The organism is Xenophilus azovorans DSM 13620 (assembly GCF_000745855.1).
Classification (GTDB): Bacteria; Pseudomonadota; Gammaproteobacteria; order Burkholderiales; family Burkholderiaceae_C; genus Xenophilus; species Xenophilus azovorans.
Genome location: NZ_JQKD01000036.1, coordinates 1 through 14,854 on the forward strand (window position 1 = coordinate 1; position 14,854 = coordinate 14,854).

Here is a 14,854-nt window from a genome sequence, read left to right on the forward strand (position 1 = left end):
GGCGTGTTCGGTGATGCGGTGGTCGCCACAGCGATCCTGGACCGGCTGCTGCACCACAGCCACGTGATCACGATCCGCGGCGACAGCTACCGCCTCAGAACGAAGCGCCGCGCTGGCCTGGTTAACCAGGCCAGCGCGAATACCGAAGCGACAACGAACTGATCATCAACCGGGGGGCAGAACTCAATGTCGTCAGGGGGCCAGATCTGGATGGCGCTTGACACTTTCCGAGCGTGGCATTCAGCCTTTCCCTCTCGCTCAGTTTCAATTGCTCGATTCCCTTGTCCAGCGTCCTGACTTCGTCATCGATTCTCTTCAGGGCATCCGACAGCTTCGCGGCATCCGAACGGGCCCGCTCCTGTTCCTGCGCCATGCCCGCCATGAGAACAGCCAGTCCGTTCAATTGCTTCCGGTTGCCCTCGATCTTGTTCTTGAGATAGTTCGCGACCATCAGCAGCAGAAGCGCGATCAACGAATAGCCGATCCAGCGGAGCCATGTGTTCTTCTTGTTCATCTCTTGGTGGGGAAGCGGTCGTTGCTCATCAAGGAGCCCGGTCAGCGGGGCGCGGCGGCAGCGCCGCCGGGGGAGTGTGCCGCCGCTCAGGTGTCCTTGCTGACCGTGATGGTCGGAAATTTTGCCGAGAAGTCCTTGGCCTTGAGCGCGATGCCCACCGCCACCTGGCGCGCCACCTCGCGGTACAGGGCGGCGATCTCGCCCTCGGGCTCGGCGACCACGGTGGGCCGGCCGCCGTCGGCCTGCTCGCGGATCGACAGGGCCAGCGGCAGCGCCCCCAGGTAGGGCATGCCGTAGTCGGCCGCCATCTTCCTGCCGCCCTCGGCGCCGAAGATGTGCTCCACATGGCCGCAGTTCGTGCACACGTGCACCGCCATGTTCTCCACGATGCCGAGGATGGGCACGCCCACCTTCTCGAACATCTTGATCCCCTTGCGCGCGTCCAGCAGCGCGATGTCCTGCGGCGTGGTGACGATGACGGCGCCCGTCACCGGCACGCGCTGGCTCAGCGTGAGCTGGATGTCGCCGGTGCCGGGTGGCATGTCGACGATCAGATAGTCCAGGTCCTTCCAGTTCGTCTGGCGGAGCATCTGCTCCAGCGCCTGGGTGGCCATGGGGCCGCGCCAGATCATGGCCTGGTCGGGCTCGACCAGGAAGCCGATGGACATGAGCTGCAGGCCGTGCGCCCGGATGGGCTCCATGGTCTTGCCGTCGGTGCTCTCGGGCTTGCCGCCGGCGCCCATCATCATGGTCTGGCTGGGGCCGTAGATGTCGGCGTCCAGCAGGCCGACGCTGGCGCCCTCGGCGGCCAGCGCCAGCGCCAGGTTGGCGGCGGTGGTGCTCTTGCCCACGCCGCCCTTGCCGGAGGCCACGGCCACGATGTTCTTCACGCCCGGCAGCAGCTGCACGCCGCGCTGCACGGCATGGCTGACGACGTTGAGCGTGAAGCCGACCGACACGTTGCCCACGCCGGGCACGGCCCTGGCGACATCGACCAGCGCGCGGCGCAGCGCGTCGTGCTGGCTCCTGGCCGGATAGCCCAGCTCGACCTCGAAGGCGACGTCGTCGCCGTCGATGCGGATGTTCTGGAGGGACTTGCCGGCCGCCAGAGGCTTGCCGGTGTTCGGGTCCGCGACGGCCTGAAGCGCGTCCGCAAGGACCCCTGGGGTGACTGCCATTGATGAAACTCCTCGTGGGCGCTTAGTCTACGGGTCCTCTCCATGTCCTCGGCCTCACCCTCCACAAGCCCCTCATCCCCTGTCGCCGGCCTGCTGCTCACGGGCGGCGGCGCGCGCGCCGCCTACCAGGTGGGCGTGCTGGAGGCGCTGGCCGAACTGCGGCGCGGCGCCCGGCGCAGCGGCAACCCCTTTCCCGTCATCACCGGCACCTCGGCCGGCGCCATCAACGCCGCCGCGCTGGCCTGCGGCACGGCGGACTTCGACCGGGCGGTGAGCCACATCGCCGAGGTGTGGCGCGACTTCCGGCCCGAGCAGGTCTACCGCACCGACCCGCTGACGCTGCTGGACGCACCCGGCCGCTGGCGCATGCTGATGGGCCTGGCGCGCCTGCTGGCGCGCTGGCGGCGGCGCCAGCCGCGCTCGCTGCTGGACAACGCGCCGCTGGCCGAGCTGCTGGCGCGCCTGGTGCCGCTGGAGCGGCTGCCGGCGCTGATGGCGGCCGGCCACCTGCGCGCGCTGGCGGTCACCGCCTCCAGCTACAACACCGGCGAGCATGTCACCTTCTACCAGTCGGCCCGGCCGATGCAGCCCTGGGTGCGCTCGCAGCGGCTGGCCGTGCCGGGGCCGATCACGCACGCCCACCTGCTGGCTTCCTCGGCGATCCCCTTCGTCTTCCCGGCCACCGCCATCGCGCGCGGCGACCATGTGGAGTACTTCGGCGACGGCTCGATGCGCCAGTCGGCCCCCATCGCGGCGGCCATCCATCTGGGCGCCGAGCGCATCCTGGTGGTGGGCGCCGGCCGCATGCGCGAGCCGGTGGACGCGGCCGGCCCCAACACCTTCGGCGGCGAGCCCAGCCTGGCGCAGATCGCCGGCCATGCGCTGTCGAGCATCTTCCTGGACGCGCTGGCGGTGGACGTGGAGCGCGCCGAGCGCATCAACCAGACGCTGGCGCTGATCCCGGAGGAGGCGCGGCGCCACACCCAGCTGCGGCCGGTGCAGCTGCTGGTGATCTCGCCCTCGGAGCGCGTCGACGTGATCGCCTCGCGCCACGTGGGCGCGCTGCCCGGCGTGGTGCGCCGCGCCTTCGGGCATCACAACGGCGGCAACGGCACCAGCGCGGCGCAGTCGGCCGCGCTGGCCAGCTACCTGCTCTTCGACAGCGGCTTCACGCGCGAGCTGATGGCCCTGGGCCGCGCCGACACGCTGGCCCGCCGCGACGAGGTGCTGCGCTTCTTCGGCTGGTGCGGCGCCGCGCCGCAGGGCTGACGGCAGCCCCTGTCCTCAGCCGGCGCCGCCCTGGCGCGCCTGCAGCATCGCGGCCATCTTCTGGTGGATGAGCTGGATCGCCTTGAGCGGGCGGATCATCACCTTGAACTCGGTGATGCGGCCCGCGGCGTTCCAACTGATGATGTCCACGCCGTTCACCTCGACGCCGTCGAGGGTGACGGCGAACTCCAGCACCGCATGGTCGGCCGCGACCGTCTCGCGCACGTAGCGGAAGCTGTCGTCGAAGAAGACCTGGAAGGCCGCACCCAGGTACGCGGCCGCCAGCGCCCTGCCGCGCTGCGGCGTGTGCACCACGGGCGAATGGAACACGGCATCGTCGTCGAGCAGCGCGGGCAGGCCGGCGGCATCGCGTTCGCGCACCAGGCGGTGCCATTCGGCGAGGGCGGTCGGGGTGGTCATCGGAGCGCCTCCTGCGGGCAGTGAAAGGCCGCACGGTAGCGCAGCCGGCGAGGCAGCGGCGTCCTGCAGGAGACGCCCGCCGCCGTCACGCCTTCAGCATCGCGACGGTGCGCCAGGCAGTGAAGACGATCGCCGCCACCAGCACGAGGGTGGCCACCAGCATGGGCCGGCTGCGGCGGCCGGTCGCCAGCTGCCATGTGCCGTTGGCCATGCTGAGCGCCCCGAACAGGCCGACCAGCACCAGCAGCCACAGCACCTGCCGCCCCTGGGGCGCCGTGCCGGTGAAGCGCGTGCCGCCCGCATCCGCCATGCCGGGATTCAGCAGGCCCGGCGCGAGGAGCCAGACGAGGACGGCCATGCCGGCCGCCAGCAGCAGGCCGAGCCCCAGCATCAGGCAGCCGAGCACGGCCACCCGGCGCGCGGACCAGGTGGGCCGGCCGCAGGCAGGGCATCGGTCGGCCGGCTCGGCCAGGGCGTGGCCGCAGCGCAGCGAGGAACAGACGGCAGCGGGCTTGGTCATGACGAGGACCTCCGGTGCGCCGTATTGAAGCGGCCGGCGGCGGCGCCGGCCATCCGACGGGCGCCATAGCCCGACCGGCAGCGCTCAGCCGGCCTCGATGCCCAGTTCGCCGCAGACCTTCGCCAGCGCGCCGCGCAGGGCGGCCACCTCGGCTTCCAGCCGGTCCACGCGCTCGCGCAGCGCCGCGAGTTCGCCCGCATCGGTGGCGCCGGCCGGCAGCGCCGCCGGCGCGGCGGCCAGTACCTCGGCCGCGACCGGGCCGCCCAGCAGGTGCGCCCAGCGGCTCTCGCGCGCGCCGGGCAGGCGCGGCAGCTTCACCACCAGCGCGCCGGCGGCGCGTTCGGCCATCTCGTCGAGGAAGGCCTCCACCGAGGAGATGTCGGCGAAGTTGTGCATGCGGTCGCTGGCGATGCGCAGCTCGCCCGCCGTCTGTGGGCCGCGCAGCATCAGCACTGTCAGCAGGATCAGCGACTGCGAGGGGATGCGCAGCACGCGGTCGGCGTTGTGGCCATAGCGCAGCACGCGGCCGCCGCTGGTCTCGTCGACCAGGCTGCGGCGGCGCAGGCTCTCCAGCGCATCCTGCACCTCGGCCTCGGACAGTTCCATCACCGGCTGCCGGCTGGTCTTCTGGTTGCAGCCGGCGAGCAGGCTGTTGAGCGTGAGCGGGTAGCTGTCGGGCACGGTGCGCTGCTTTTCCACCAGCACGCCGAGCACGCGGGCCTCGACGGGCGAGAGGATGGGCAGCGCCGGGTCCGTTGTCATCTCAGGCGCCGCCCTTGATGCGTGCGACCAGCGCCTTGGTGAAGGCCAGCGTGCCGGCACTGCCACCCAGGTCGCCGGTGCGCACCTGGTCCACGTTCAGTGTCTCGTCGATGGCGGTGCGCAGGCGCCCGGCCAGGTCGGCGCGCTTCACGTGGTCGAGCATCTGCGCCGCCGCCAGCATCAGCGCGATCGGGTTGGCGATGCCCTTGCCGGCGATGTCGGGCGCCGAGCCGTGCACCGCCTCGAAGATGGCCGCGTCGTTGCCGATGTTGGCGCCCGGGGCCATGCCCAGCCCGCCCACCAGGCCGGCCACCAGGTCGGACAGGATGTCGCCGAACAGGTTGGTCGTCACCAGCATGTCGAACTGCCACGGGTCGAGCACCAGCTTCATCGCGCAGGCGTCGACGATCATGGTCTGGAACTCGAACTTGCCCTGGTACTCGGCCGCGTACAGCCGCTCGGCCGTCTCCAGGAAGATGCCGGTCAGCGCCTTCATGATGTTGGCCTTGTGCACCACGGTGACCTTGCGCCGCCCCTGGGCGATGGCCGTGTCGAAGGCGTAGCGCAGGATGTGCAGGCAGCCCTGGCGGGTGTTGATGCCTGTGGCCATGGCCACGGCGTGCGGGTCGTCGTCGATGCGGATGTAGTGCTCGTGGCCGATGTACAGGCCCTCCAGGTTCTCGCGCACCACCAGCAGGTCGATGTTGTCGAAGCGGCCGCCGGGGACGATGGTGCGCGCCGGGCGCACGTTGGCGAAGAGCTGGAATTCCTCGCGCAGCCGCACGTTGGAGCTGCGGTAGCCGCCGCCGGAGGGCGTCTCCAGCGGGCCCTTGAGGGCCAGGCGGGTCTTGCGGATGGAGTCGAGCGTGGCCTGGGGCAGCGGATCGCCGGCGGCCTTCACGCCGCCCAGGCCGGCGATCTGGGCGTCCCACTCGAAGGGCGAGCCCAGGGCGTCGAGCGCGGCCAGGGTCGCCTCCATGATTTCGGGGCCGATGCCGTCGCCGGAGATCAGGGTGGCGGGGATGCGGGAGGTGGTCATGAGCGCGGTCCTTGTGTCGATGCGGCGCGGGCAGGAGTACCCCCGGCCGAGGCGCGGAGCATACGCCGTGCCGACGGACGCCCGGCAAAGCCCCCGCCTAAAATGACGGCCCCCGGCGCCCTGCCCCGCGGCACCTCGGCCGCCCCTGCCCGCCCGCCAGACAGCCTTCCTTCCCGCCCCATGCCCGCTCCGCGCAAGCTCTTCGTCACCACCGCCCTGCCGTACGCCAACGGCAAGTTCCACATCGGCCACATCATGGAATACATCCAGGCCGACATCTGGGTGCGCTTCCAGCGGATGACGGGCGCGGAAGTCAACTTCGTCGGCGCCGACGACGCGCACGGCGCGCCGATCATGATCGCGGCCGAGAAGGCCGGCAAGACGCCGCAGCAGTTCGTGGCCGACATCGCCGCCGGCCGCAAGCCGTACCTCGACGGCTTCCACATCGCCTTCGACAACTGGCACTCGACCGACGCGCCCGAGAACCACGAGCTGGCGCAGCAGATCTACCTGGACCTGAAAGCCAACGGCCTGATCGAGACGCGCACCATCGAGCAGTTCTTCGACCCCGAGAAGAACATGTTCCTGCCCGACCGCTTCATCAAGGGCGAGTGCCCGCGCTGCCACAGCAAGGACCAGTACGGCGACAACTGCGAGGTGTGCGGCGCCGTCTACGCGCCGACGGACCTGATCGAGCCCTACTCGGCTCTGTCCGGCGCCAAGCCGGTGCTCAGGAGTTCGGAGCACTTCTTCTTCAAGCTGTCGGACCCGCGCTGCGTCGCCTTCCTGGAGGAGTGGACGCAGAACGGCAAGCACGTGCAGCCGGAGGTGGCGCGCAAGGTGAAGGAGTGGTTCAGCGTGCGCGAGAACCCCGACGGCACCACCAGCGAGGGCCTGGGCGACTGGGACATCAGCCGCGACGCGCCCTACTTCGGCATCGAGATCCCCGACGCGCCGGGCAAGTACTTCTACGTGTGGCTCGATGCGCCGGTGGGCTACCTCGCCTCGCTCAAGAACCTGCTGGACAAGGCCCGCATCGAGACCGACATCGACGACGACACGCCCGCGCCGGCCGCCATCACCTACGAGCAGTACATGGCCCAGCCCGAGCTGGAGCAGGTGCACTTCATCGGCAAGGACATCGTCACCTTCCACACGCTGTTCTGGCCGGCGATGCTGAAGTTCAGCGGACGCAAGACGCCCGACCGCATCTGCGTGCACGGCTTCCTCACCGTCAACAACGGCGAGAAGATGAGCAAGAGCCGCGGCACCGGCCTGGACCCGCTCAAGTACCTCAGTCTCGGCATGAACCCCGAATGGCTGCGCTACTACCTGGCCGCCAAGCTCAACGGCCGCAACGAGGACATCGACTTCAACCCCGACGACTTCGTCGCCCGCGTCAACGCCGACCTGGTGGGCAAGTACGTCAACATCGCCAGCCGGGCGGCCGGCTTCATCGGCAAGCGCTTCGGCGGCGCGCTGGGCGAGCCGACGGCCGACGGCCGGGCGCTGCTGGTCGCGCTGCGCGCCGAGGCCGACGGCATCCGCGCCCTGTACGACGGCCGCGACTACGCCCGCGCGCTGCGCGAGACCATGGCGCTGGCCGACAAGGTCAACGAGTACGTGGACGCCAACAAGCCCTGGGAGCTGGCCAAGCAACCGGATTCCGAGGCGCGCCTGCACGACGTGTGCACGGTGTGCATCGAGGCCTTCCGCCTGCTCACGCTCTACCTCAAGCCGGTGCTGCCGGCGCTGGCGGCGAACGTCGAGGCCTTCCTGAAGATCGCGCCGCTGCAGTGGGCCGACGTGGACGCGCCGCTGCCCGCCGGCCACGCCATCGGCGAATACAGGCACCTGATGCAGCGGGTGGACGCCAAGCTGCTCGACCAGCTCTTCGAGCCGCCGGCGGCCGAACAGCCGGCTGCCGCCGCGGCAGCGCCGAAGAAGGCGGCCAAGGCGGCCGCACCGGCCGCCGACCCCGGCGCCCCCGGCGGCGAGGCGCTGGCCCCCGTCGTCGGCATCGACGACTTCGCCAAGGTCGACCTGCGCATCGCGAAGATCCTCGCCTGCGAGAAGGTCGAGGGCTCCACCAAGCTGCTGCGCCTGACGCTGGACGTGGGCGAGAAGGGCGAGGACGGCCAGCCGAGGACGCGCAACGTGTTCAGCGGCATCGCCTCCGCCTATCAGCCCGAGCAGTTGGCCGGCAAGCTGACGGTGATGGTCGCCAATCTGGCGCCGCGCAAGATGAAGTTCGGCCTCAGCGAAGGCATGGTGCTGGCCGCCAGCCACGCCGACGAGCAGGCGCAGCCCGGCATCTTCGTGCTGGAGCCCTGGCCGGGCGCGCAGCCGGGCATGCGCGTGCGCTGAGGCGCTGCCCCGGCCCTATTCGGGCCGGATGTTGCCCGCCTTCACCACCTTGCCCCAGCGCGCCAGGTCGGTGACCAGGAAGCTGCGGAAGTCCTCGGCCGTGCCGCCCCATGCCACCATCGCGTTCTGCCTGAGCGCCTCCAGGAAGGCCGGCGACTTCAGCGCCCGGTTGGCGTCGGCGTTGATCTTCTGCACCACCTGCGGCGGCATGCCGGCCGGCCCGAGCAGGCCGCCGTAGACGGGGAACTCAAAGTCCGGGAAGCCTGCCTCCGCCATGGTGGGCACGTCGGGCAGCAGCGGCAGGCGCTTGTCCGAAGTGATGGCCAGCACCTTGATGGTGCCCGTGTTCACGTGCGGCAGCAGCGCCGCCGCCGAGGTGAAGTAGGCCTGCACGTGCCCGGCGATCAGGTCGTTGAGGGCCGGCGCGGCGCCCTTGTAGGCGATGTGCGTGAGCGCCATGCCGGTCTGCTGCTTGAGCATCTCCATCGCGAAATGGCCGCTGTTGCCGATGCCCGGCGAGGAATAGCTCAGCGGCGTGCCCGCCCGCTTGGCGTAGTCCACGAATTCCTTGAGGTTGTTCACCGGCAGCTTGGCGTTGACCGCCAGCGCGTGCGGCGCATCCACCAGGTTGACGATGGGCGTGAAGTCCTTGAGCACGTCGAAGGGCAGCTTCTGCAGCGACTGGTTCATGGTCGTCGGCCCCGCCGTGCCGAGGCCGAGGGTGTAGCCGTCGGGCGCCGACTTGGCCACCTGCTGGAAGGCGATCGCGCCGTTGGCACCGGGCTTGTTCTCGACCACCACCGACTGGCCCCAGGCGTTGGTCAGCTCGGTGGCGATCAGCCGCGCGATGATGTCGTTGGCACCGCCGGGCGCGAAGCCGACGACGATCTTCACCGGGCGGGCCGGGTAGTCCTCGGCCAGCGCCGGCGCCGCGGCCAGGGCAGCGCCCAGCGCTGCCGCCGTCAGCCATCGGCCGGCGAGGTGGAACGGGTTCTTCATCGTTTGTCTCCTTTGTTGTTCCGGGTCGGGCGCGCCAGTGCGCGCTTCAGGTCTTGTTGGTCGTGTCGCGGATGCGCAGCAGCAGGGCGCGCGCCCCGCCTTCGGCGCGGATGGCGCGGCTGTCGGCGCGGCCGATGGAGAACACGTCCAGCCGCTCCATCTCGACCGGCCGCTCGTTCCACAGCACCACCGGCCGGCCCTCCAGCGCGACGAACACCTCGCGGCAGTCGCTGCCCGGCTGCGTGCTCGACTGTCGGCCCGGCGCGACCTCGAGGAAGTCGATCTCCAGCGTGTGCGGCGTGCGCAGCGCGGCGCGCGGGTCGCCGGTGGCGACCAGCCGGCGCAGCAGCAGTCCGCCGACCGGCTCGGCCCGCAGGTCGGCGAAGCGCGCGATGTGGGCCGCCTCCACTTCCTGAGGCGAACTGTCCACCAGGTCCTCGGACACCTCGAAGTCCAGCGGCAGGCCGGCCGCGGCGTCCGCGGCGGCGATCTGCGGCGTCACCTTGATGCCCTTGCGCGCGTCCTCCAGCGTGGTGTCGAAGACCGACAGCATCTGGCTTTCGCGCGGCGCATGCTCGGTGGCCTCGAACTTGCGCAGCACGTTCAGCGGCAGCGAGAAGGCATCGTAGGTGTCCAGCCGGGCGCGGTGGCGGCCCTCATGGCCGTAGTCCACGAAGTAGCCCGAACGCACCGGGATGAAGATCTCGGGATAGTCGTGCGCGTGCAGCGTCGGCCCGTTGCCGCTGGACGAGTCGATGGAGCCGATCTGGAAGTTGTGGCGCACCCGCACCGGCGCGTTGGGCGCGCGGCTGATCATGCGGATGATCTTGCGGCGCCGGCCCTCCTCGCTCACGTCGGAATAGGCGGCCCGGTCCCAGTCGAGGCTGGCGTGGCGCGCGAAGGCGCCTTCGGGCAGGAAGTCGGGCACGGGAAGGAAGTCGTGGGTCTGTGGCTGGGTCATGTCGGAGTCTGCATTGCTAACATGGGACGGAAGAAGGAAGACGGCGCGAAGCCTGGAGACGAACTGGATCGATGCGGAAGCTGGACCTCCATGCGTTGAGATGCCTGTGCGTACTGGTCGAGCAGTCCCACGTCTCCCGGGCGGCGGAGCAGCTGGGCATCAGCCAGCCGGCCATGAGCACGGCCCTGGGCCAGTTGCGCGAGGCCTTCGGCGACCCGCTGCTGGTGCGCACGGGCAGGGGCATGGCGCCCACACCCAACGCGCTGCGGCTGGCGACCAGCGCCCGCGCCGCGCTGGACCTGCTGCACGAGGCCGTGGCCATGACGCAGGCCTTCGATCCGGCCACCGCCGAGACGGTGTTCCGCATCAGCGCCACCGAGTCGGTCGGCTTCCTGCTGATGCCGCGGCTCACGCGGGCGCTGCAGCGGCTCGCGCCCTCGGTGCGGCTGGTGCTCAGCCCTTCCGAGCCGGCGCGGCTGCGCGAGCAACTGGAGGAAGGCCGCGCCGACCTGGTGGCCGGCTTCCTGCCCGATCCGCCGGGCGCCCTGTACGAGGCCACGCTCTACGAGCAGGAGCTGCGCGTGGTCGCGTCGCGCGGGCATCCCCGCATCCGCGGCTCGCTCTCGGCCGAGCAGTTCCTGGAGGAGCGGCACGTGCGCTACCAGCCGCTGCATGGCGAATCGACCATCGAGCGGCGCGTGGACGAGGCCTTCTCGGCGCAGGGCCGGGTGCGCCGCGTGGCCGTGACGGTGCCCTCCGCGCTGGCCTCGGCGCCGATCGTCGCCGCCTCGGCCCATCTCGCCACGCTCACGCGCGCGGTCGCCGAACACGCCGCCCGCGCCGACGCGCTGCAGGTGCTGGTGCCGCCGCTGCCGCTCGGGCCGGTGCGGGTGTCGCTGTTCTGGCACGAGCGCACGCATGCGAGCGCCGCTCACGTCTGGCTGCGCCGGGTGATCCGGCGGCTGTTCCATGGACAAGGGACATCGGCCAGGGGAACCATCGCCTCAGGCTGAGAGCTGCGAGGCGAGGAACTGCACGATGCTCTCGAGCCGGCGCCCGGCCGGATTGAGATGCCCGCCCGGGTAGACCAGCATGTGCTTGTCGGTGCAGGCCAGCGCATCGAACAGCTCGAACTGGCCCTCGCGCGTGAAGACCTCGTCGTCCCACTGCAGCGAGAACAGCGTGGGACAGCGCACCTGCCGGGCATCCGCCGCCAGCCGCGCGCCGTGCACGCGCGAGGTGCCCCACATGCCGATGGCCGCAGCGCGGATGCCGCCGCACGCGGCCAGCAAGGGCAGCCCGTACGCCGTACCCATCGACAGGCCGTAGTAGCCCACCCGATCCGCATCCACCTCCGGCAGCGCACGCAGCGTCTCCAGCGTGCACAGCCAGTCCTCGACCATCGGCTCGACGCTGCCGCCCTGCTCCCACAACCGGCGGAACTCGTCGCGCACCTCGAGCGGCGCCGCGGCGTCGCGGCGCCGCTCGCCGTGCACGGGCCCGTCGATGGCGGCCACGGCGAAGCCGCATCGCCCCACGAGCGTGGGCAGCACGTCGGTGACGAAGGCGGACCGCTTGTCGCCGGAGCCGCCGTGGCCCACCAGCACCAGGGGCCGGCCGAGGGCGCGCGCCGGCAGCCACAGGGCAGCGGGCACGCTGCGCCCGGCACTGGAAACGACGAGCGAGCGCTCGACGATGTCGAAGGCGGGGGCGCGGGAGGAACTGGCAGGGCCATCGCAGGGCATGGACGCATCATTGCGACGCGGCCCCGTCCGGACAAGGCGGCAGGCGCGATACGGATATCCGCTTTTCCCGATAGCGCGGAACGCCTCCGCCGCCACGAGCACAATGCGGGCCCATGCCTTGCGCTCCCCTTTCCCGTCTCCGCGGCTTCGCCCTAGCCTGCTGCATGCTGCCGGCGTTCGGCTCGCTCACCGGCTGCGCCGTCGTCACGGTGGCCGGCGCGGCGGTGAGCGTGGGCGCCGGCGCCGTCGGCCTGGCGGCCGATGCCGCCATCGGCACCGCGAAGCTCACCGGCAAGGCCGTGGGCGCGGCGGTCGATGCCGTCAGCGACAAGGACGACCACAGCGGCATCAGCGTGCGCTTCCGCGAGCCCACCGCGGCCGACCGCGAGAAGCGCCGCCTGGCCGAGCAGCAGGCCGAGGAAGAGGACCGCCGGGCGGCTGCACAGCAGCAACAGCAACAGCAGATGCAGGAAGAACGGCAGCCATGAGCACCCGCGGCCCGGTGCGCGTCGCCGACATCGGCGCCTTCGACGCACTCATCGACGCGCGCTCACCCTCCGAGTTCACGCTGGACCACATCCCCGGCGCCATCAACTGCCCGGTGCTGGACGACGAGGAGCGCCGCATCGTCGGCACGCTCTATCACCAGACCGGCGCCTTCGAGGCGCGGCGCATCGGCGGCGCGTTCGTCGCGGCCAACCTGGCGCGGCACCTGCGCGAGCACTTCGCCGACCGGCCTGCGAACTGGAAGCCGCTGGTCTACTGCTGGCGCGGCGGGCTGCGCAGCGGCTCGATGGTGGCGTGGATGCGCCTGGTGGGCTGGGACGCGCAGCAACTCGCCGGCGGCTACAAGAGCTGGCGCCGCCACGTCATCGACCGCATTGCCGAACGCTGCCCGCAACTGCCGCTGGTGGTGGTCTGCGGCGCCACGGGCAGCGCCAAGACGCGGCTGCTGCACCGGATGGAGACCCTGGGCGCGCAGGTGCTGGACCTGGAAGGCATGGCCCGGCACCGCGGCTCCCTGCTCGGCGCGTGGCGCGGCGTGCCGCAGCCGTCGCAGAAGCACTTCGAGACGCTGCTGGCCGGCAGGCTGGACGGCTTCGACCTGGCGCGTCCCGTCTTCGTGGAGGGCGAGAGCCCCCGCATCGGCCGCATCGCCCTGCCGCCCGAGCTGGTGGAGCGCATGCGCGCTGCGCCGGTCGTCGAGGTGCAGGCCACGCCCGAGGCACGGCTGGCCTACCTGCTGCGCGACTATGCCGACCTCGGCGAGGACCGCGAGGCGCTGGCCGCGCTGATGGCGCACTTCAAGGAAGCGCAGGGCAAGGAGACGGTCGCGCGCTGGCAGGGCTGGGCGCGCGAGGGCGACATGGCTTCCCTCTTCGCCGAGCTGATGGCGCTGCACTACGACCCGCACTACGAGCGGTCGCAGTCGCGGCACTTCGCCCGCTGGCAAGAGCGTGCCGGCGTGGCGGCGGAAGACCTGTCCGAAGCGGCGCTGCCGGCGCTGGCGCAGCGGCTGCTCGCCGGCCGCTGAAACCCTAGCCGAGCCGCTTTCGCATCAGCGCGTTGTGCAGCGTCACGCCGCGCCGCACCGGCCGCTGGCGCCGCACCACCACGAAGCCGTGGCGGGCGAAGAAGGGCTCGGCCGTGGCGCTCACGTCGGCATGCAGCTCGGCCAGGCCCCGGCGCGCCGCTTCCTCGTGGAGGCACGCCATCAGCCGCGTACCGATGCGCCGGCGCGGGTGCTCGCCCGAGACGAAGAAATGGTCGATGTGCCCGTCGGCCTGAACGTCGGCATAGCCCACGATGCCCTCGTCCAGCACGGCGACGAAGGGCTGGTTGCGGCGCATGCGCTCGGCCCAGGCAGCAAGGTCCGCGTCTTCCGGCGCCCAGGCGTCGATCTGCTCGGGCGTGTAGTCGCGGGCGGCGATCGTGCGGATGGCCGAGCGGTGGACGCGCAGCAGTGCGGCCTCGTCACCCTCGCGAAAGGCGCGGATCGCCAGCACGGGCGGCCTCAATCGACCAACACCCGCGCCGCGCCGGCCTCCATGCGGCCGACCACCGCCGCCTCGCCGAAGCCATCCCGAGCGAAGAGCGCCAGCACCTCGTCCACCGCTTCCGGCGCGCAGGCCGCCAGCAGGCCGCCGGAGGTCTGCGGATCGGTCAGCAGTGCACGCAGCGTCGCGTCGCCTTCGACCTTGCCGTCCACCGCATCGCCGTACGAGGCCCAGTTGCGGCCCGATGCGCCGGTGACGACGCCGCGCGCGGCCAGCGCCTGCACGCCCGGCAGCCAGCGCAGTGCATCGCTGTCGATGCGGGCCGTGAGCCCGGCGCCGCGCGCCAGCTCCAGCGTGTGGCCGAGCAGGCCGAAGCCGGTCACGTCGGTCAGCGCATGCACGCCGCCCAGGCGCGCCAGCTCGGTGCCGGGCCGGTTGAGCTGGGTGGTCGCCCTGATCATCGCGGCGTAGCCCGCGGCGTCCAGTTCGTTCTTCTTCAACGCTGCCGAGAGGATGCCCACGCCCAGCGGCTTGCCGAGCACCAGCACGTCGCCCGCCTGCGCGGTGGCGTTGCGCTTGAGGTGCGCCGGATCGACCACGCCGATGCCCACCAGCCCGTAGATCGGCTCGACGGAATCGATGGAGTGGCCGCCCGCCAGCGGGATGCCCGCTTCGCGGCAGATGGACTCGCCGCCTTCGAGGATCTTGGCGATGGTCTCGTGCGGCAGCACGTTGATGGGCATGCCGACGATCGCCAGCGCCATCAGCGGCCGCGCGCCCATGGCGTACAGGTCCGACAGCGCATTGGTCGCGGCGATGCGGCCGAAGTCGCGCGGGTCGTCCACGATGGGCATGAAGAAGTCGGTGGTGGCGACGATGGCCTGCCGGTCGTCGAGCCGATAGACGGCCGCGTCGTCGGCCGTCTCGCTGCCCACCAGCAGGTCGGGGAAGACCATCGGCGGCAGGCTGCTCTTCGCCAGCAGCGCGGACAGCACGCCGGGCGCGATCTTGCAGCCGCAGCCGCCGCCGTGCGAGAGGGAGGTGAGTCGGGGGGCAACAGGTGTGGTTTCGGAAGTCATGGAA

General features: G+C 71.3%; 17 protein-coding genes. 6 read left to right on the forward strand and 11 right to left on the reverse strand.

From position 1 onward, the window contains the following. Window positions 1–162, forward strand: a 162-nt coding sequence (locus tag Q392_RS18405) for an ATP-binding protein (protein ID WP_038210831.1), incomplete at its 5' end; no start/stop codon positions are given. Here the strand turns inward: Q392_RS18405 and Q392_RS32870 are convergent. Next, window positions 122–514, reverse strand: a complete 393-nt coding sequence (locus Q392_RS32870) for a hypothetical protein (protein WP_157008057.1) — start codon at window positions 512–514, stop codon at window positions 122–124. The genes Q392_RS18405 and Q392_RS32870 overlap by 41 nt on opposite strands. A gap of 86 nt (window positions 515–600) precedes the next feature. Next, window positions 601–1,692: an iron-sulfur cluster carrier protein ApbC gene (apbC, locus tag Q392_RS18410; RefSeq protein ID WP_038210832.1), complete on the reverse strand. Its 1,092-nt coding sequence runs from the start codon at window positions 1,690–1,692 to the stop codon at window positions 601–603. Window positions 1,693–1,734: 42 nt separating this feature from the next. Here apbC and Q392_RS18415 point away from each other — a divergent pair, with 42 nt between their 5' ends. Then, on the forward strand, window positions 1,735–2,961 hold the full coding sequence (locus Q392_RS18415; protein ID WP_038210834.1) for a patatin-like phospholipase family protein: 1,227 nt from the start codon (window positions 1,735–1,737) through the stop codon (window positions 2,959–2,961). Between the two features lie 15 nt (window positions 2,962–2,976). On the opposite strand, the gene Q392_RS18420 is transcribed toward Q392_RS18415, so the two are convergent. From Q392_RS18420 to Q392_RS18435, 4 genes are all read right to left on the reverse strand, one after another. Then, window positions 2,977–3,381: a nuclear transport factor 2 family protein gene (locus Q392_RS18420; protein ID WP_038210835.1), complete on the reverse strand. Its 405-nt coding sequence runs from the start codon at window positions 3,379–3,381 to the stop codon at window positions 2,977–2,979. 85 nt (window positions 3,382–3,466) lie between these two features. Then, window positions 3,467–3,901 (reverse strand): hypothetical protein, encoded by a 435-nt coding sequence (locus Q392_RS18425; RefSeq protein ID WP_038210836.1) that lies wholly within the window; start codon window positions 3,899–3,901, stop codon window positions 3,467–3,469. An 84-nt stretch (window positions 3,902–3,985) separates the two neighbouring features. After that, a complete protein-coding gene (locus Q392_RS18430) occupies window positions 3,986–4,663 on the reverse strand; it encodes a YceH family protein (protein WP_038210837.1) in 678 nt (225 codons plus the stop codon). Window position 4,664: 1 nt separating this feature from the next. Next, the gene (locus Q392_RS18435; protein ID WP_038210839.1) at window positions 4,665–5,702 is read right to left on the reverse strand and encodes an isocitrate/isopropylmalate dehydrogenase family protein; all 1,038 of its coding nucleotides are present in this window, start codon (window positions 5,700–5,702) and stop codon (window positions 4,665–4,667) included. Between the two features lie 180 nt (window positions 5,703–5,882). Between Q392_RS18435 and metG the strand changes: the two genes are divergently transcribed. Next, window positions 5,883–8,069, forward strand: coding sequence for a methionine--tRNA ligase (gene metG / locus Q392_RS18440; protein WP_038210840.1), 2,187 nt, complete (start codon window positions 5,883–5,885; stop codon window positions 8,067–8,069). A gap of 15 nt (window positions 8,070–8,084) precedes the next feature. Here the strand turns inward: metG and Q392_RS18445 are convergent, their stop codons facing one another. Together Q392_RS18445 and Q392_RS31380 are read right to left on the reverse strand one after the other, a co-directional pair. Continuing rightward, window positions 8,085–9,068: a Bug family tripartite tricarboxylate transporter substrate binding protein gene (locus tag Q392_RS18445; RefSeq protein ID WP_038210842.1), complete on the reverse strand. Its 984-nt coding sequence runs from the start codon at window positions 9,066–9,068 to the stop codon at window positions 8,085–8,087. Window positions 9,069–9,114: 46 nt separating this feature from the next. Further along, window positions 9,115–10,029, reverse strand: coding sequence for a cupin domain-containing protein (locus tag Q392_RS31380; RefSeq protein ID WP_051953705.1), 915 nt, complete (start codon window positions 10,027–10,029; stop codon window positions 9,115–9,117). A gap of 71 nt (window positions 10,030–10,100) precedes the next feature. On the opposite strand from Q392_RS31380, the gene Q392_RS31385 reads away from it, so the two are divergent. After that, on the forward strand, window positions 10,101–11,042 hold the full coding sequence (locus Q392_RS31385) for a LysR family transcriptional regulator (protein WP_051953708.1): 942 nt from the start codon (window positions 10,101–10,103) through the stop codon (window positions 11,040–11,042). On the opposite strand, the gene Q392_RS18460 is transcribed toward Q392_RS31385, so the two are convergent. Further along, the gene (locus Q392_RS18460) at window positions 11,034–11,774 is read right to left on the reverse strand and encodes a dienelactone hydrolase family protein (RefSeq protein ID WP_051953710.1); all 741 of its coding nucleotides are present in this window, start codon (window positions 11,772–11,774) and stop codon (window positions 11,034–11,036) included. The two genes, Q392_RS31385 and Q392_RS18460, sit on opposite strands and share 9 nt — an antisense overlap. Before the next feature lie 164 nt (window positions 11,775–11,938). Here Q392_RS18460 and Q392_RS32045 point away from each other — a divergent pair, with 164 nt between their 5' ends. Both Q392_RS32045 and mnmH read left to right on the forward strand, forming a co-directional pair. Then, on the forward strand, window positions 11,939–12,262 hold the full coding sequence (locus Q392_RS32045; RefSeq protein WP_084217167.1) for a hypothetical protein: 324 nt from the start codon (window positions 11,939–11,941) through the stop codon (window positions 12,260–12,262). After that, window positions 12,259–13,308: a tRNA 2-selenouridine(34) synthase MnmH gene (gene mnmH / locus Q392_RS18470; RefSeq protein ID WP_038210844.1), complete on the forward strand. Its 1,050-nt coding sequence runs from the start codon at window positions 12,259–12,261 to the stop codon at window positions 13,306–13,308. The genes Q392_RS32045 and mnmH overlap by 4 nt, the downstream gene beginning before the upstream one ends. A 4-nt stretch (window positions 13,309–13,312) precedes the next feature. Here the strand turns inward: mnmH and Q392_RS18475 are convergent, their stop codons facing one another. Together Q392_RS18475 and selD are read right to left on the reverse strand one after the other, a co-directional pair. Beyond that, window positions 13,313–13,780, reverse strand: a complete 468-nt coding sequence (locus Q392_RS18475; RefSeq protein ID WP_342665616.1) for a GNAT family N-acetyltransferase — start codon at window positions 13,778–13,780, stop codon at window positions 13,313–13,315. Window positions 13,781–13,788: 8 nt separating this feature from the next. After that, window positions 13,789–14,850, reverse strand: coding sequence for a selenide, water dikinase SelD (gene selD, locus Q392_RS18480; RefSeq protein WP_038210845.1), 1,062 nt, complete (start codon window positions 14,848–14,850; stop codon window positions 13,789–13,791). Window positions 14,851–14,854: the final 4 nt, after the last annotated feature.

Excerpts from the sequence above, each read along its gene's own strand:
- apbC (WP_038210832.1), bottom strand. The coding sequence starts at position 1,692 with ATGGCAGTCACCCCAGGGGTCCTTGCGGACGCGCTTCAGGCCGTCGCG.
- Q392_RS18425 (WP_038210836.1), bottom strand. The coding sequence starts at position 3,901 with ATGACCAAGCCCGCTGCCGTCTGTTCCTCGCTGCGCTGCGGCCACGCC.
- Q392_RS18420 (WP_038210835.1), bottom strand. The coding sequence starts at position 3,381 with ATGACCACCCCGACCGCCCTCGCCGAATGGCACCGCCTGGTGCGCGAA.
- Q392_RS32045 (WP_084217167.1), top strand. The coding sequence starts at position 11,939 with ATGCTGCCGGCGTTCGGCTCGCTCACCGGCTGCGCCGTCGTCACGGTG.
- Q392_RS18415 (WP_038210834.1), top strand. The coding sequence starts at position 1,735 with ATGTCCTCGGCCTCACCCTCCACAAGCCCCTCATCCCCTGTCGCCGGC.
- Q392_RS31385 (WP_051953708.1), top strand. The coding sequence starts at position 10,101 with ATGCGGAAGCTGGACCTCCATGCGTTGAGATGCCTGTGCGTACTGGTC.
- Q392_RS31380 (WP_051953705.1), bottom strand. The coding sequence starts at position 10,029 with ATGACCCAGCCACAGACCCACGACTTCCTTCCCGTGCCCGACTTCCTG.
- selD (WP_038210845.1), bottom strand. The coding sequence starts at position 14,850 with ATGACTTCCGAAACCACACCTGTTGCCCCCCGACTCACCTCCCTCTCG.
- Q392_RS18460 (WP_051953710.1), bottom strand. The coding sequence starts at position 11,774 with ATGCCCTGCGATGGCCCTGCCAGTTCCTCCCGCGCCCCCGCCTTCGAC.
- Q392_RS18430 (WP_038210837.1), bottom strand. The coding sequence starts at position 4,663 with ATGACAACGGACCCGGCGCTGCCCATCCTCTCGCCCGTCGAGGCCCGC.
- metG (WP_038210840.1), top strand. The coding sequence starts at position 5,883 with ATGCCCGCTCCGCGCAAGCTCTTCGTCACCACCGCCCTGCCGTACGCC.
- Q392_RS32870 (WP_157008057.1), bottom strand. The coding sequence starts at position 514 with ATGAACAAGAAGAACACATGGCTCCGCTGGATCGGCTATTCGTTGATC.
- mnmH (WP_038210844.1), top strand. The coding sequence starts at position 12,259 with ATGAGCACCCGCGGCCCGGTGCGCGTCGCCGACATCGGCGCCTTCGAC.
- Q392_RS18435 (WP_038210839.1), bottom strand. The coding sequence starts at position 5,702 with ATGACCACCTCCCGCATCCCCGCCACCCTGATCTCCGGCGACGGCATC.
- Q392_RS18445 (WP_038210842.1), bottom strand. The coding sequence starts at position 9,068 with ATGAAGAACCCGTTCCACCTCGCCGGCCGATGGCTGACGGCGGCAGCG.